The organism is Citrobacter sp. On2M, assembly GCF_018035235.1.
In the GTDB taxonomy this organism is placed as follows: domain Bacteria; phylum Pseudomonadota; class Gammaproteobacteria; order Enterobacterales; family Enterobacteriaceae; genus Citrobacter; species Citrobacter meridianamericanus.
The window spans coordinates 299,022-315,440 of sequence record NZ_WPCV01000002.1 but is presented as its reverse complement, the minus strand read 5'-3'; the positions used below and the strand labels follow the sequence as shown (position 1 = coordinate 315,440).

Below are 16,419 nucleotides of genomic sequence, written 5' to 3'. Positions count from 1 at the left end.
CACCCCATCAATATTTCCAGTAACGTCTTTATTTTTGTCTATTTTCAGCTGGCTTTATTTTTATTTACTGGGTAGATTTACAGGTGTTTTTTATCGCAAGACGCCCGTGCTGCAACACGAGCGCCTCGCTCATCACAATCACTATTTTCAAGGAATAGCCATTATGACTATCGTCCATTCTATTGCAGATCCGTGCGATCCAGAAGTCTCCCCGGCAAATAATCGTCTCGGTACCGTCAGCTATGCGAGTCGTTATCCGGATTACACGCATGTGCCGGCAATTATTATGAAAGGCCAGTGGCTGGCTGTCGCCGGTTTTACCACCGGAACCCCATTCGATGTCAGAGTGATGCCAGGCTGCATCGTGCTGACGGCAAAACTGCCGGAGCCGGAAGAGCCCGCGTTATTGCAGTCGCTGCGTCGGGTGTGCAAGCTGTCCGCGCGTAAGCAACAGCAGGTGCAGGAGTTTATCGACGTAATTTCAGCCAAGACACGCAGACAGGGATAATCCCCGCGCGCTGCGCTTACCGGGCCTGGAAATTCCGCTTCCCGTAGGCCGGATAAGGCGCAGCCGCCATCCAGCACAGGCCCCCCACTCACTCGGTAATCACAAATCGTGTCGCCGCAAAGCAGTTCAAAACGCGGTGCACCAGAAATACCATCGTTAACGTGGCCAGCAGCGCGACGGTAACGGAAGTGATGCGGTAGAGATCGCTGAACACCAGATCGCTGTCCGGGTGCAGGTTCTGGCCGAACATAATGCCGATGGTGGTGATACTGGCAAAACCCACGCCCGCACCGACTTTTTCCATTACATGCAGGCGGGCGCTGAACGCCAGTCCAAGGCCAATCAGCGGCATCATCAACAGCATATGATTGCTGAAATCATACACCAGCAGTTGCACCAGCAGAATGTACAGACAAGCCAGCACCACGCCGACCACGCGCCAGAGAGAGCTCAACACCGCGCCGCGATAATGCATCGGAAACAGGATCAAAATCCCCGCCATCAGCGCCGACAGCGAATCACTCAAATCGCAGATCTGGAAGACCACAAAAATCATTGTCGCTACCGAACCGGAAAGCAGCGACTCGTGGCGAACCCGGGCGTCATCTTTCTCAATGCGCGGCGGCGGCTGGCGGGGTTCCACGTCCGGGATCAGATAATGCAGCAACGCGCTCAGCACCACCGCCATGACGCAGGCTTCCATATTGGAGAACATCAGCGTATGCCAGTTGGTGGTGGGATAGCTCATAAAGTTGAGCATCGTGCTCTGGCACACCACGCCCATTGAGCCGAACAGAAACAGCGGTCCTTTGCTCATCAAACGAAAACGCATCACGTACAGGCCAAATACCACCAGCGTCATAATCAGCGGCCATTGTGAGAGATAGCCGACAATCAGTACCATTTCAACGCAGTTCACCGCCGCACTGAACACAAACTGTTTTGCCACATGGCGGTTGAACACCGGTACCAGCGACAGCAGCATCAGCGGATAAACCACAAAAAACACGCCGTACTGCACGTTGTAGAAGGTCGAGATACTCAGCGCGATTGTCCCGGCAACCGAGATACGCAGGGTCTGGCGAAAATCATTGGCGGTGTAGACAATATTCCCGTGCGGCGTAAAGACGTGAGCCAGGGTGTTAATAGACATAGTGCAGCCAGCTAACGAGGTGGATCTGCGCCCCGGCAAAAGTGCGGGCGAACATCCCCTCGCTGTTATACAGCTGTACCGTGGCGCGCGCCCCGGTCGGTAACGGCGTGTCGAGCGGTTCGTTCAGCGCGACGTGAATACGCATCCGCTGTGCATCGCGCACCCAGCGGGTGGACTGTTCCGGCTGCGACAGTTGGCCGTTAACCTGCTCCTGTCCCGCCAGAATACCGGCATCACTGCTGGTGACGCGAGCAGAGAAAACCTTGCCCGGCATGGCGTCGAACACCACGGCGGCATCGGTATCCACGCGAGTGTGGCGCAGGCTTTTTTCACGAAAGTCGGCCACGATATCAGTCTGGTGGCTGACCAGCGCCAGCAGCGGCGTGGCGGCGGTGGCGTACAGTCCGGGGCTAAGCTGGAGGTTGCTCACCGTGCCATCGGTCTGTGCATACACTTTGCTCCAGCCGAGGTTCAGTTGTGCCTCTTCCAGTGCATTACGGTATTTTTGCAGCGTCACGTTGCGGTTTTCATCGCGCTCGCCGCGTTGGATCAGCAGGTTCTGAATATTGGCATTGAGCGCCGACACCGACTGCTCGCTGGTTTGCCAGGCGGTGCGCACCTTATCGAGATCGGCTTGCGACACGTTCTGCATGGCGCTCAGGCGCTGATAGCGGTCAAAGGTGGTCTTGTCGTTCCGGGCGTTAAATTGCGCGGTGCGCAGATTGGCACGCGCAGAGGCGATCTGCGCATCCAGCTGTTGGTTGCTCAGCTTTGCCTGCTCAAGGGCGATTTGCGCAGCCTCGACCTTATTGATAAACGGCGTCGGATCCAGTTCGTACAGCAAGTCGCCCTTTTTCACCGGGCTATTGTTATGGACATGTACCTGCGAGACGTAGCCGGATACGCGTGAGGCAACAGGCGTTACCACGCGCATCACCGTGGAGTCCGGCGTCAGCGGGATCCAGATATCGGCAACGATAAACCAGGCGAATATTACCAGGAAAGCGGCAATACTCACCCTTACCCAACGGGCAAATTTTTGTTCTGGGGTCATCATAGTTTTTTAGTGTTGATTGTCTTCTTCGCGGATTGTCCGCAAATTGCAGGCGAGTTGATTTAAGGTCGCGCTGAAGGCGGCAAGCTCCGCTTCTGGGATGGTACACGTGACGCGATGTTGGTAGTTCTCAATCACCCGGTTGAGTTCTTCCAGCCTTGCTCGGCCTTGCGCGGTCAGCGTGAGCAGGCGAATGCGTTTGTCATAAGGCGATGTGGAACGCAGCAGATAGCCGTGCTTTTCCAGCTGTGAGAGAGTGCGCATCAGCGGCGGCAGTTCAATACCCTGCACCTGGGCCAGTTCACTGACCGAGACGTTATCTCCCAGTTGATACAACTGCATCAGTACCGTCCAGCTTGACTGCGTCAGGCCTGTGTCAGTAATAGCTGCATCAATAATAGCCCGCCACTGCCGCACCACCATCGCCATGCGCATTCCCATCGGGCGGCGGGCAAACAGTTCATCTTCAGTCATGCTTATTTCCCCTTCATCACTGAGAAGAAAATAATACTTATCATAGTAAGTATCAAGAAACACATCATTCAGAAGCATGAATTGATAAATGCCGTGAATACAAAAGAGGCCGGGGCGATAACCCCAGCCTCTGTCAATGAAAGAAATCACTCCACCTGATCGCGTCGCAGCCCGACGTCCCGCAGCCGCTCGTCGCTCATCTGTTGCAATACGCGCCGCGTTTGCGCTCGCAGCCGCCATGCCTTGTATGCCCGCCAGATCTGCACCAACCCAATAAACGGCTGTTTTGCGTGGTTCTCGTGAAATTCCATACCCCACCTCCTCACCTTGTCAGAGGCTTTATCTTCTCGGATTTACTGCCTGACAATACAGATTCAAAAAGTACTTTTATTTAACATACAGATTGATTAAAACAGTATCTGCACACGGTTTTTTCCACCGTTCTGTATTGGTTTATCAATCTGTATGGCAATAACGAGGGATACAGCATGACGCGTTACCAACATCTGGCCACACTGCTGGCCGAACGCATTGAGCAGGGGCTGTATCGCCATGGCGAGAAACTGCCGTCGGTGCGCAGCCTGAGCCAGGAACACGGGGTGAGCATCAGCACCGTGCAGCAGGCGTATCAGATGCTGGAACAGCGGCAGTTGATCACCCCGCAGCCACGTTCGGGCTACTTTGTCGCGCCGCAAAAAGCGCAGCCGCCGGTGCCGCTGATGTCGCGCCCGGTCCAGCGTCCGGTGGAGATAACCCAGTGGGATCAGGTGCTGAGCATGCTGGCAGGTCATGCAGATAAATCGATAATCCCTTTCAGCAGCGGCGTCCCTGATATCAATCAACCCAGCCTGAAACCGCTCTGGCGCGAGTTAAGTCGCGTGGTGCAACACAATTTAGGTGCGGTGCTGGGCTACGACGAACTGGCTGGATGCCGTGAACTGCGCAATCAGATTGCCCGTCTGATGCTGGACGGCGGATCGGTAGTGGCTGCGGATGATATCGTGATCACCAGCGGCAGCCAGAGTGGAATGTCGCTGGCACTATTGTCGGTCTGCCAGCCAGGAGATATCGTCGCCGTAGAATCGCCCGCCTATTACGGCACGATGCAGCTACTGCGCGGCTTAGGGATTAAGGTTATTGAGATCCCAACCGATCCGGATACCGGCATCAGTATTGAAGCACTGGAATTAGCGCTGGATCAGTGGCCCATCAAAGGCGTGATCCTGGTCCCCAACTGCAATAATCCCCTCGGATTTATTATGCCGGATGCACGTAAACGCGCTGTGCTCGCCCTCGCCCAACGGCACGATATTGTTATTTTTGAAGACGATGTGTATGGCGAACTGGCAACAGAATACCCGCGCCCGCGCACCATCCACTCCTGGGATATCGACGGTCGGGTGCTGTTGTGCAGTTCGTTTACCAAATCCGTTGCACCGGGTCTGCGCGTGGGTTGGGTTGTTCCTGGGCGCTATCATGACAAACTTCTGCATAAAAAATACGCCGTTATCGGCACCAATGTTCCCGCCACGCAGCTGGCAGCGGCAACCTTTGTGCGCGAAGGCCACTATCATCGCCATGTCCGGCGTATGCGCCAGATTTATCAGCGTAATATGGAAATCTACACCTGCTGGGTGCGCGAATACTTCCCCTGTGGAATCTGCGTTACACGACCAAAAGGTGGCTTTATGCTTTGGGTCGAACTGCCATTGCAGGTTGATATGGTCTGCGTGGCTAAGCAGCTCTGTCGGTTGAAAATACAGGTCGCTCCGGGATCGCTGTTCTCCGCATCCGGAAAGTATCGCAACTGTGTGCGCATCAACTGCGCATTGCCGCCTGATGAGAAGCATCGGGAAGTGATGCAAAAACTCGGAGAAGCAGTGAAGGTGGCGATGGAGTAAATCGGTACGCCCGGTTTCGCCTCTGTCTAGTGGCTTAATCCCTGGATATCCTCAGCAGAAAGTCGGGTAATTCTTTGTACCGTGTTGATATCGATACCGTCTGCCAGCATGGTGCGTGCAATACGGAGCGCCTCAGCTCGCTGCCCCTCAATTAGACCTTCTTGTTTACCTTCTTGTTTACCTTTTTGCTGGCCTTCCTGCTGACCTTCGAGCCACCCTTTTTGAAATCCAGCCTCATGCAATCTGTCCGCAATCGTCATCAAATGCTCCTTATGCTGCGGTGAACGTTCGGCAACCCCACGAATAAACTCCCTGAATCGAGGTGCATCGCCTGTACGCAAAATATAATTAAACAGCGTCTTTATCTGACTGTCATTAGTCAGTCCGGTAACTAACAGAGAAACAATTTGCTCAACCAGTCCCATAAGATCGCGCTGGTGGATATGTTTTTGTATTAGCTCTAGCAACGCCATACGCCGATGTTGCACAATCTCATCGTCCGGAATAACCGTAATATCCACCAGCGGAAATGCCGCAGCATACAACTGACGAGCCAATTTCGGACTGGCAAATTCATCCAGCCAGCACAGCGAGTAGGGATACGGGCTTTTAGCGCCGTGATAAAACAACATCGGCACCACCAGCGGCAACTGCTGATGCCCGGCATCTAAATGCTTCTGCATGGCCGCAACCGCATAGCGCATCAACCTGAATGCCATATGCGCATTCGGTGTACTCTGGTGTTCAATCACGACATAAATATACCCATCCCCATCCGTCGTTTTCACAGACCACAGCACATCGGAATAGTACGCACGTAATTCCTCTTCAATGAAACTGTCTGTCTCGAGTTTCAGCGTCTGAAAATCACAAAGTTCACACAGCGAAGCGGGAAGATGTATTTGGAGAAAATCCCGAGCGGTTTCAGGGTGATGCAAAAACGTTTTAAAGACCGCATCATGCGGCGTGGAAGTCGGTGTTTTGTTCATGGCGATCCGTCACCTGGGAATAAGATGCTGTGACTGTAGCGCCGCAAAACCGCCCCCCTCACCTGCAACTTTCTCTCTTTGCGAGACGTTTTCAGAGATAAAAACGTCCCGTTGTAACGTCTGCAATTGTCTGGAACGCATCACGCAGAATCACTATTTCAATGCGCATTCCCGCTTTTTGACCGCACGGCCTGTGTTATAACAAACCATCACTTTCAGGGAGGACACGATGTGACGCATACCCGGGATATTCCACAATCGTTCTGGCGAGACGAACAGCTCCCGTGGCTGGAACTACGCAGCACCTGGCAAAGCCAGCAGGCCTATAAGCGTCATAACCACTCTCAGCTCTCGATTGGGGCGATTCTTGAGGGGGAAACATGCAGCCAGTGCGATGGAAAAGATTATCACCTGAAAGTGGGCGATCTGATTGTGATCCCGCCATTGGTGCCACACAGCTGTAATCCCGTGAACGGACTGTTTCGCAGCTATCACATGCTTTATCTTGATGTCCGGTGGTGTCTTGTCCATCTGCCTGCGCTCAACAACAATCAAATGCTTTGCTCGCGCGATCCCGTTATTCGCGACCCGCAATTATTCCAGCACTATATGAACCTCGTGGCGCTTATGCAGCAACGGCAAACGACGCAGATAACGGATGCCGCACAAGCATTGCTGCGCTCGCTGCCATTGCAATCGGTAACACCGGAAAACCAAAGCACCGCCAGCCAGTATCTGCGTGAACGGTTGCAGACCAATCTGCTGGCTCCGCCCTCGCTGGACAATCTGGCGCAAGAGTGCGGCATGCGTAAAGAAACACTGATCCGTACCTTTAAGCAGGACACAGGACTCACGCCTGCAAGTTATCTGAATATCTTGCGGATTGACTATGCCCGCCAGCGGCTTCGTGCCGGGGACGAGATTGCCGATGTCGGCTATCAGAGCGGTTTTGCCGACCAGAGTCATTTCCACCGCACCTTTGTCCGCTACACCGCAGCAACACCGCGCCAGTACGCGTTGGGACGATCAATTTCAGACAATAAATAGCGTTATGCCAGGCGTAGGGTGATCGCAGGTTCATTCTCTGAGGTCGCTATGTCACTGCTTTCTGTACTTTTTCCATCGGTTTTTCCCGCACTGGCGCTGGCACATTTTGTCGCTCTGCTAAGCCCCGGGCCGGACTTCTTTTTACTGGTCGGTTACGCCGCCCGTTACCGGATGCGCGGCAGCACCGGGCTGTGTGTGGGTATCGCCATAGGCAATGGGCTGTATATCCTGCTGGCGATTATCGGTTGGGGGATCCTGCGCCAACGTCCCCTGCTGTTTACGGTTATTGAGCTTGTGGGCGCGCTCTATTTATTGTGGATAGGCAGCCTGCTAATACGCAGCCGCCCGCAAACCCTGTCCGGAGCAGACGCCCCGTCTACCTGCCCGGGATTTAGCAAACAGCTGCTGCTGGGGTTAGGTTCGTCGTTGCTCAACCCCAAAAATGCGCTGTTTTATCTGGCGCTGATGACCGCACTGCTCGGCCCATCGGTGACGCTGCTGCAACAAGCCGTGAGCGGGATCTGGATGACCAGCGTGGTGCTGGTGTGGGATCTGTTGATCGTTATGTTCATAGGTTTACCGCAGATCCAGCGACGGTTAACCAGAGGAATATTGTGGGTAGAGCATATCGCCGGGGGCGTACTGATTGTCTTCGGCGGTGCGATCGTGCTGCGTTTTCTGCAGAGCATCACTTTCTGATAAGCGAGATGAATTTCTGCAAATAAAGCGGATAAACTCGTTTAATTAATATCCAATCCGCATTACACTTTGGGTGGCTATTATCCATTCAACTAATTCTTCCCGAGGTGCGATGTGCTGATTGTTACCTGTAATCGTTACGTTTTCTGACCCGAGTCTGAAAACGTTTCTCCTGCTTGCGCCTTGCGCGGGCAGCGTTTTTGATTACATGAAATTCAGTACATTTGCAGTCTGCATTTTTCTGTCATCGGCCTGACGTCTCAAAGACGGTATTGAATTTCGCTATTCCCGTTGAGGGTTTTCTCCCGACAAGGAGCTGTTTTATGCAACGGATTTTCGCGTTTTTCTCCCAACGCGCCACGACGCTATTTTTCCCCATCGCGTTGATTCTGTACGACTTCGCCGCCTATCTGTCGACGGACCTGATCCAACCCGGCATCATTAATGTCGTGCGCGATTTCAACGCCGATGTCAGCCTGGCACCGGCTGCAGTGAGCCTTTATCTGGCAGGCGGCATGGCGCTGCAATGGCTGTTAGGCCCGCTTTCAGACCGGATTGGTCGTCGACCGGTGCTGATTGCGGGTGCGTTAATCTTTACGCTCGCCTGCGCGGCCACGCTGTTCACCACCTCAATGACGCAATTTCTGGTTGCGCGTTTTGTGCAGGGCACCAGCATCTGCTTTATCGCCACTGTGGGTTATGTCACGGTGCAGGAGGCGTTTGGGCAAACGAAGGCCATTAAGCTGATGGCGGTAATCACCTCCATTGTGCTGGTTGCGCCGGTTATTGGCCCACTCTCCGGGGCTGCGCTAATGCACTTTGTCCACTGGAAGTTTCTGTTTGCCATTATTGCCGTCATGGGGCTTATCGCCTTCGTTGGCCTGCTACTGGCAATGCCGGAAACCGTCCAGCGCGGCGCGGTGCCGTTCAGCGCGCGTGGCGTGCTGCGCGATTTCCGCGACGTTTTCCGCAACCGGGTATTCCTGTTTGGCGCAGCCACGCTGTCGCTAAGCTATATCCCGATGATGAGCTGGGTGGCAGTCTCACCCGTGATCCTGATTGATGCGGGCGGCATGACCACATCGCAGTTTGCCTGGGCGCAGGCGCCAGTATTTGGTGCGGTGATCGTCGCCAATATGGTGGTGGTTCGTTTTGTGAAGGATCCAACCCAACCCAGTTTTATCTGGCGCGCCGTGCCTGTTCAACTGAGCGGGTTAGCGGTGCTGATCGCGGGTAATTTGCTGTGGCCGCACGTCTGGCTGTGGTCGGTGCTGGGAACCAGCCTGTATGCGTTTGGCATTGGAATGATCTTCCCAACGCTGTTTCGTTTTACGCTTTTTTCCAACAACTTACCGAAGGGCACTGTTTCCGCGTCACTGAATATGGTGATCCTGACGGTGATGGCGGTTTCTGTCGAAATCGGGCGTTGGCTGTGGTTTAACGGTGGCAGGATCTCGTTTCATCTGCTGGCGGTTGTGGCGGGGATCGCTGTCGTGTTCACGCTGGCAGCCTTGCTCAAACGGGTGCGCCAGCATGAGGCGACGACGTTAGCCACAGAGAGCTAACATGCCGGATGGCGCTTACGCTTATCTGGCCTGCATAGTTGCAACAGGCCGGATATGACGTTTGCGCCACATCCGACACAACTCACATCACCTTAAGCAATACGCGCAAATCCCGCTTCGAGATCGGCAATCAGATCGTCGATATCCTCAAGGCCGATATGCACCCTGACCAGCGTGCCGCTGAAATCCACCTCTCCTGCCGGGCGAATGCTGTTCAGTTCCTCCGGCTGATTCGCCAGAATGAGCGACTCAAACCCGCCCCACGAATAAGCCATATGGAACAGCGAGAAGTTATCGAGGAAATTCGCCATCTGCTCGTCGGTAAGTCTCTTTTTCAGCACGAACGAGAACAGACCTGAGCTTCCGGTAAAGTCACGCTGAAAATACTCGTGCCCCGGACACTCCGGTAAGGCCGGATGATTCACCCGCGCCACTTCCGGTCTGGCCGACAACCAGCGGGCAATATGGATGCTGCTTTCCTGATGCTGCTTCAGGCGTACAGCCAGGGTGCGCAATCCACGGCTGCCGTTGTAGGCCGTATCGGCATCCAGCGTTTGTCCCATCAGATAGGAATTTTCACGCAGGCGATCCCAGCAACGGGCGTTGGACACCGCCGTGCCTAACATGCCGTCCGAATGACCAATGGTGTACTTCGTTCCCGCCTGAATGGAAATATCCACGCCATAATCCAACGCTTTAAACAGCACACCCGCTGCCCAGGTATTGTCGATCATAATGACAATCTCCGGGTTCACCGCGCGGATCGCCTTCACCATTCCCGGCACGTCCTGCACTTCCATGGTGATTGAACTGGGGGATTCCAGGAATACCACTTTCGTTTCAGGACGCAGAAGATCGACAATACCCGGGCCGATCAGCGGATCGTAATAGGTGGTTTCAACGTTGAATTTACTCAGGATCTTATTACAAAAATCCTGGGTTGGTTCATAGGCCGCGCCGGTCATCAGGATATGGTCGCCGCTTTGAACAAACGCCAGAATCGCATTAGTGACCGCCGCCGCACCGCACGGGTACAGCGCGCAACCAACGCCTCCTTCCAGCTCGCTCATGGCCTTCTGGAAAGCAAAGTGCGTGTATGTGCCGCGACGACCGTAAAACAGTTCGCCGTTCGCACGATTGGCGGTGGCAAATTTCTTGTCCTTCACGGTATCAAACACCAGCGAAGAGGCGCGTTGGATCACCGGATTCACCGCTCCCTGGGTATAACGTTTGTCGCGACCCGCAACAACCAGGTGCGTCTCAAGCTTCATTGCGTCTTTCATAACATCTCCTGTTCTTAATCCGTGTGAAAATCTATACCACCGTAGCAGTAGAGTTTATTTCAGTGTTGATCTGCTTTTTTCCAGCGAACCGTTCAACAATCTGCGCCGCATTCAAATCATGGATTACGTTAATCAACGTGGCTGGCGCATCGGTAATGGTGCCCAGCACCACCAGCATCGGGATCGCTTCCATTGGCAGACCCAGCGTGGTGACGATAAAGATTTCACCGAGGAACGCCCCGCCCGGCACGCCGCCGACGATAATGGCGGAGAGCACCGCAATCAGCATCGTCAGGAAGAAGGTTTCGGTAGTGAACTCCATGCCCAGTACGGAATAGATAAAGACAATTTTCAGCGCGGCAATCATCGCCACGCCGCCTTTGTTCAGGTTAACCAGCAGCGGAATGGAAACATCAACGATTTCCGGGTTAATCCCCATCGCCTTACCGGCACGCAGGGTCACCGGGAGCGTCCCCAGCGAAGAGCAGGTTCCCAGCGCGGTCGCGGAGGGTTCAATCGCGTTTCGCCAGAAGGCTTTGACTGCTGGAACACCGCCGCCAATGTACGAATAGATAATCGAGCCAAAAACAAAGTAGACCAACGTGGCGACCATAAACAGGCCGATAGCACGGGCAAAGGTTAACAGCAGTGCAGAGTCCTGACTGGCCATGGTGGCCGCGAAATAACAGCCCAGACCAACCGGCGCCACCTTCATAATGATCGAGACGATCTTCATGATCACGGTATTAGCATCTTCCAGCAGCGACGCAATGCGTTTACCGGCCTGATCTGATTGCCCAATCGCCACTCCGGCGATGATCGCCATTACGATCAGCGCCAGAATATTGGACTTAGAAAACAGTCCGATAAAGTCGCTGGTGGTGATCATGCTGACAAAATCCATCTTGCCACTGCCCGCCTGCACCGACTGCGAGAGATCGATAGTGACGCCCTGCGCCGGGTTATACCATAGCGCCAGCGCGACGATCCCGGCCGCCGGAATAAAGGCCATCGCGATCGAAACAATAAAGATTATCGCCATGATGCGCCCTAACCTTTTCAGGTCGGTCATACTGGCGATGGACGACATGACGCTGATCCCCACCAGCGGCACAATAATCATAAATAACAGGTTCAGGAATATCTGACCTATAGGCTGGAGTTTACCTGCAAACGATGGGGCATAAATGCCTAATAAGCCGCCAATCACCAAAGCAACTAATAAAATAATCGACGATCTGTAGGGTTCGAGTCGTGACCACATAATCGGTACCTTTAGAATAATAATTAATGAGATTAAATTCACAATGTGATGAGTTTCCGTTTCGCCTCCTTTTATTTTGTGACGTAACTCACCTAAGTTGTTATTTTTTCATTTTGCCAGCAAGTTGTTTCCTGTGATTCAATAGTTGCATGTTTAAAAGATGAATGTAACGGCCTATTCGTACCGTTTTTGCAAATCACTTGTGAATTTAAGGAAATTATGAGTACGCCGATTTCACTTAAGCATCTTGAGTTTTTTACTAAAATCGTCGACTGCGGAGGATTGTCAGAAGCCGCGGCACAGCTCAACGTCTCGCCGTCTGCGGTCAGCAAAAGCCTGGCGGCGATGGAAGATACGTTAGGCACGACATTAATTAAACGCACCACCCGCAGTATTACCCTGACCGATGCCGGGCAATATCTCTTTAATCGCGCTAACAAGCTGTTGAAAGAATTCGATGAAACACTGAACACTACTTCCGGTTATTACCATAACCCGCAGGGTGAATTACGTATAACCTGCTCCATTGCGTTTGGTTATTCCCGACTGGTGAACCTGGTGGATAAATATCGCTCCCAGTTCCCGGATGTGAATCTGTATATCGATCTCAACGATAACTTTGTGAATCTGAACGAAACGGATTTCGACATTGCCCTGCGAATTTCCACCGCACCGCCGCAAAACTATGCGATGCGCAAACTGGTGCCTGTTCGCTGGGCGTACTGTGCCTCACCCGGCTACCTTGCCAAAAAAGGCATGCCCCAGCGCCGGAGCGATCTGGTAGATCATGATTGCCTGGTTTACCCGGGCCTCACGCCGGTGCTGAAGGTGGCAGATGAACAGGATCGACTGCATCAGTTAAAACTGCATATGCCGATCCAGGCCAACAGCAGTCTGGTGCTGTTGAAATCGGTGTTAGAAGATCAGGGGGTGGCGTATTTGCCCACTTATCTGATTGGCGATCATATTCAAAAAGAAGAGATCACGCCGCTAATGCTCGACGGCACCATCACCTGTGAAACTCACACCCTGTATGCACTGTACTTTCCCAGCAAGTACAGCAACCCGAAAGTGCGTTCGTTTATCGATTTTCTGGTGGCAGAACTCGGCCCCTTACCCGCCTGGGACAACTGGATCCCGAAGTAAGGTCTCTCCGCCTGAAAATGGGACGCGCACCACATTTTTTGCGCGATCCCCCCGTCTGGCTCTATCCTTAAGCCTATGAATAAAATTGCTGAACTCAAACGCGCCAAGCGACTGGCGCTCTCATTGCTGCTGATTGCGGCCGCCACCTTCGTCATCACGCTGTTTCTGCCGCCTAATTTCTGGGTTCTCGGGACCAAGGCGATCGCTGAAGCAGCGATGGTAGGCGCGCTGGCGGACTGGTTCGCTGTGGTGGCGCTTTTTCGTCGGGTGCCGATCCCGTTTATTTCGCAACATACGGCGATTATCCCTCGCAATAAGGATCGGATCGGCGAAAATCTCGGGCAGTTTGTGCAAGAGAAATTCCTCGATACCCAATCTCTGGTAGCTCTGATCCGCCGCCATGAACCGGCGCTTCTAATCGGCAACTGGTTCAGCCAGCCGGAAAACACCCAGCGTATTGGTCAACATCTGCTGCAGATCATGAGCGGCTTTCTGGAGCTGACCGACGACGCTCGCATCCAGCGGCTGATCAAGCGGGCGGTGCACAAAGCCATCGACAAGGTCGATCTCTCCGGAACCAGTGCTCTGATGCTGGAAAGCATGACCAAAAACAATCGCCATCAGGTACTGCTCGACACGCTCATTGCCCAGCTTATTGCCCTGCTCCAGCGCGACAGTTCGCGGACATTTATCGCCCGACAGATAGTGCACTGGCTGGAGACCGAGCATCCGCTGAAAGCAAAGATCCTGCCGACCGAATGGCTGGGCGAACACAGCGCCGAGCTGGTATCGGAAGCCGTTAACTCCTTGTTGGATGACATCAGCCACGATCAAGCGCATCAGATCCGCCACGCGTTCGATCGCGCCACGTTTAAGCTCATCGACAAGCTCAAAAACGATCCTGAGATGGCAGTGCGGGCCGAAAGCATGAAAAGCTATCTGAAGGAAGACGAAGCCTTCAACCGTTATCTTGGCGAACTGTGGGCAGATCTGCGCCAGTGGGTGAAAACAGATATTAACGCCGACGATTCCCGCGTGAAGCAGCGCATTGCCAGCGCCGGGCAGTGGTTTGGCGAAACGCTGGTTGCTGACAGCGCCTTGCGTGCCTCACTCAATGGGCATCTGGAGCAGGCCGCACATAAAGTTGCCCCGGAGTTTGCCTCCTTCCTGACACGCCATATCAGCGACACAGTGAAAAGTTGGGATGCACGCGATATGTCACAGCAAATTGAGTTAAACATCGGCAAAGATTTGCAGTTTATCCGCGTTAACGGCACGCTGGTCGGAGGTTCTATTGGGCTGGTGTTATATCTGTTGTCACAAATTCCGTCCCTGCTGACGCTGGCGAATTTTTAAGGAGAAAGGTTTTTGCGTCGTTTATTTTTTTACTTTTCATTATCATTTACACATGTAATATAACAATCACCCGACTCACTGTGTGAAATCAAGGTGCGTATGTCTCAGGGAAGTCCAGATTCAAATCGCCATGCCATCAGCGTCGCACTCTTTGGCATGCTGGTCTTAACGCTGGGCATGGGGATTGGGCGCTTTCTGTATACCCCAATGCTGCCGGTACTGCTGTCGGAAGGTCAATTTACGTTTGACCAGCTCTCGTGGATTGCCAGCGCCAACTACGCCGGATATCTGGCGGGAAGCCTGCTCTTCTCCTTCGGGCTCTTCCACCTTCCCTCACGCTTACGCCCGATGCTGTTAATTTCTGCACTCGCCACCGCCGGACTGATTCTGGCGATGGCCAGCTTTACACAGCCTGTGCTGGTCATGCTGATCCGCTTTCTGGCGGGCGTCGCCAGTGCCGGTATGATGATCTTTGGCTCGATGATCGTTCTGCATCATACCCGTCATCCCTTCGTGATCGCCGCGTTGTTCTCCGGCGTTGGCGCTGGCATTTTGATGGGTAATGAATATGTCATCAGTGGTCTGCACTTTGCGCTGTCATCACACACGTTGTGGTTAGGGGCAGCGGCAGCCTCGGCTCTGTTCTTTGTGCTACTGGTTATGCTTCTGCCCTCTCGCGACCATACGCTCCCCGCCGCGCCCCCGGTAAAAACAGAGCATCAGCCGATGTCCTGGTGGCTGCTGGCGCTGCTGTACGGGCTGGCCGGATTTGGTTACATCATTGTCGCCACCTACCTGCCACTGATGGCGAAAAGCGCCGGTTCGCCTCTGCTGACGGCTCATCTCTGGTCGCTGGTTGGCATATCGATTATTCCGGGGTGTTTCGCCTGGCTGTGGGCCGCCCGACGCTGGGGAGTATTGCAATGCCTGACGGCGAATTTGCTGATACAAAGCGCCTGCGTGGTCATGACGCTCGCCAGCGATTCCTTGCCGCTGCTGGTGATAAGCAGCGTCGGTTTTGGTGCAACGTTTATGGGCACCACGTCGCTGGTGATGCCGCTCGCCCGTCAACTTAGCGTGCCGCGCAATATTAATCTGCTGGGTCTGGTCACCCTGACATACGGCATTGGACAAATTCTCGGACCGCTATTAACCAGCCTGCTGGGAAGCGGCGCAGTTGCCATCATCAACGCCACACTGTGTGGTGCGGCAGCGCTGCTTTTCGCCGCGTTAATTAGCGCCGCACAATTATACAAACAGCGATTCATCACCGCTAAAAGAATATAATCTTAAGCAGCAACAATATATCCAGGTAAATACCTGTCACGGTTTAAAAAGTATCCCGTAAGCTAATAACTTTGTCAGATTAAACACTCTTGATGAAAAATGGCTATAAATATCTTCCCGATTTACGCCATCAAACTGACTTTCAAAGTGAAGTAGCAAGACATATTTCATTCTTGGGTTTTAAACAAAACCCGGACAGAGAGTCATTACTCTAAACTTTCACTCTTATTAACAGAGCGATGTAACATTAATGCTTCAGCAATAATATCTTGTTTGCTTTTTCGTGTTTCAAATGCCAGCGTTCGCACATATTCCCATAAAGAGGTATCGACACGGGCACTTAAAAGAACCATATCTTTTGATCGGGTCCCTCTGGGTTTTCGAATATCGGGATAGTCTCGAGATGGCATTTTCAACTCCTGAACGTAATGACACGCTTATGGTTATGAAATATGCAGTTAGTGTAAAAACATGTCAACGGCAAAATACAGTCATAATAGTAATGAAATTGTTAATAAAAAGCAGAAAAATGGAACAATGTTTCAAGTGAAAGATGACATGTTTATGGAACAATATGTAATGTTAACTTTACGCTTATTCGATTTTATTCATTTGATTAAAAAACATGAGAAATTTACGTTAGACATACCACAACTCAAAACATCATAATGGCCAATAAGTTACACACCCTCA

16 protein-coding genes are annotated in these 16,419 nt (G+C 52.9%); 8 read left to right on the top strand and 8 right to left on the bottom strand.

The features are described from left to right. The first annotated feature begins 163 nt into the window (after positions 1 to 163). The gene (gene symE / locus On2M_RS03740) at positions 164 to 508 is read left to right on the top strand and encodes an endoribonuclease SymE (RefSeq protein WP_210904397.1); all 345 of its coding nucleotides are present in this window, start codon (positions 164 to 166) and stop codon (positions 506 to 508) included. Positions 509 to 596: 88 nt separating this feature from the next. On the opposite strand, the gene On2M_RS03735 is transcribed toward symE, so the two are convergent. The 4 genes from On2M_RS03735 to On2M_RS03720 form a co-directional block, all read right to left on the bottom strand. Next, positions 597 to 1,661 carry a DUF2955 domain-containing protein gene (locus tag On2M_RS03735; RefSeq protein WP_210904396.1) on the bottom strand — a complete coding sequence of 355 codons (1,065 nt, stop codon included), beginning with the start codon at positions 1,659 to 1,661 and terminating at the stop codon, positions 597 to 599. Next, positions 1,651 to 2,718, bottom strand: coding sequence for an HlyD family secretion protein (locus On2M_RS03730; protein ID WP_210904395.1), 1,068 nt, complete (start codon positions 2,716 to 2,718; stop codon positions 1,651 to 1,653). Before On2M_RS03730 ends, On2M_RS03735 begins: the two co-directional genes overlap by 11 nt. Positions 2,719 to 2,724: 6 nt before the next feature. Next, complete coding sequence (locus tag On2M_RS03725) at positions 2,725 to 3,189, bottom strand: MarR family transcriptional regulator (RefSeq protein WP_151224511.1); 465 nt, start codon at positions 3,187 to 3,189, stop codon at positions 2,725 to 2,727. A gap of 146 nt (positions 3,190 to 3,335) precedes the next feature. Beyond that, entirely contained in the window at positions 3,336 to 3,500 is a 165-nt protein-coding gene (locus tag On2M_RS03720; RefSeq protein WP_151224510.1) for a DUF1127 domain-containing protein, read from the bottom strand. 177 nt (positions 3,501 to 3,677) lie between these two features. Between On2M_RS03720 and On2M_RS03715 the strand changes: the two genes are divergently transcribed. Beyond that, the gene (locus On2M_RS03715; RefSeq protein WP_187253678.1) at positions 3,678 to 5,090 is read left to right on the top strand and encodes a PLP-dependent aminotransferase family protein; all 1,413 of its coding nucleotides are present in this window, start codon (positions 3,678 to 3,680) and stop codon (positions 5,088 to 5,090) included. Between the two features lie 26 nt (positions 5,091 to 5,116). Here the strand turns inward: On2M_RS03715 and On2M_RS03710 are convergent, their stop codons facing one another. Further along, positions 5,117 to 6,079, bottom strand: coding sequence for an Rpn family recombination-promoting nuclease/putative transposase (locus On2M_RS03710; protein ID WP_210904394.1), 963 nt, complete (start codon positions 6,077 to 6,079; stop codon positions 5,117 to 5,119). 231 nt (positions 6,080 to 6,310) lie between these two features. Between On2M_RS03710 and On2M_RS03705 the strand changes: the two genes are divergently transcribed. The 3 genes from On2M_RS03705 (at position 6,311) to mdtM (ending at position 9,390) form a co-directional block, all read left to right on the top strand. Continuing rightward, on the top strand, positions 6,311 to 7,126 hold the full coding sequence (locus tag On2M_RS03705) for an AraC family transcriptional regulator (protein WP_187253677.1): 816 nt from the start codon (positions 6,311 to 6,313) through the stop codon (positions 7,124 to 7,126). Between the two features lie 48 nt (positions 7,127 to 7,174). Continuing rightward, a complete protein-coding gene (locus On2M_RS03700) occupies positions 7,175 to 7,825 on the top strand; it encodes a LysE family translocator (RefSeq protein ID WP_210904393.1) in 651 nt (216 codons plus the stop codon). A 323-nt stretch (positions 7,826 to 8,148) separates the two neighbouring features. Beyond that, positions 8,149 to 9,390, top strand: coding sequence for a multidrug efflux MFS transporter MdtM (gene mdtM / locus On2M_RS03695; protein ID WP_151216641.1), 1,242 nt, complete (start codon positions 8,149 to 8,151; stop codon positions 9,388 to 9,390). A gap of 92 nt (positions 9,391 to 9,482) precedes the next feature. Here mdtM and metC read toward each other — a convergent pair whose 3' ends face one another. Both metC and On2M_RS03685 read right to left on the bottom strand, forming a co-directional pair. Next, on the bottom strand, positions 9,483 to 10,673 hold the full coding sequence (gene metC / locus On2M_RS03690) for a cystathionine beta-lyase (RefSeq protein WP_210904392.1): 1,191 nt from the start codon (positions 10,671 to 10,673) through the stop codon (positions 9,483 to 9,485). A gap of 31 nt (positions 10,674 to 10,704) precedes the next feature. After that, complete coding sequence (locus On2M_RS03685; protein ID WP_151216639.1) at positions 10,705 to 11,937, bottom strand: dicarboxylate/amino acid:cation symporter; 1,233 nt, start codon at positions 11,935 to 11,937, stop codon at positions 10,705 to 10,707. 219 nt (positions 11,938 to 12,156) lie between these two features. Here On2M_RS03685 and On2M_RS03680 point away from each other — a divergent pair, with 219 nt between their 5' ends. From On2M_RS03680 to On2M_RS03670, 3 genes are all read left to right on the top strand, one after another. Next, entirely contained in the window at positions 12,157 to 13,083 is a 927-nt protein-coding gene (locus On2M_RS03680; protein WP_187253674.1) for a LysR family transcriptional regulator, read from the top strand. Between the two features lie 75 nt (positions 13,084 to 13,158). Next, positions 13,159 to 14,439, top strand: a complete 1,281-nt coding sequence (locus tag On2M_RS03675) for a DUF445 domain-containing protein (RefSeq protein WP_210904391.1) — start codon at positions 13,159 to 13,161, stop codon at positions 14,437 to 14,439. Between the two features lie 99 nt (positions 14,440 to 14,538). Next, positions 14,539 to 15,726 (top strand): MFS transporter, encoded by a 1,188-nt coding sequence (locus On2M_RS03670; protein ID WP_187259156.1) that lies wholly within the window; start codon positions 14,539 to 14,541, stop codon positions 15,724 to 15,726. A gap of 206 nt (positions 15,727 to 15,932) precedes the next feature. Here On2M_RS03670 and On2M_RS03665 read toward each other — a convergent pair whose 3' ends face one another. Next, positions 15,933 to 16,136 (bottom strand): hypothetical protein, encoded by a 204-nt coding sequence (locus On2M_RS03665; protein ID WP_151216636.1) that lies wholly within the window; start codon positions 16,134 to 16,136, stop codon positions 15,933 to 15,935. Positions 16,137 to 16,419 lie beyond the last annotated feature (283 nt).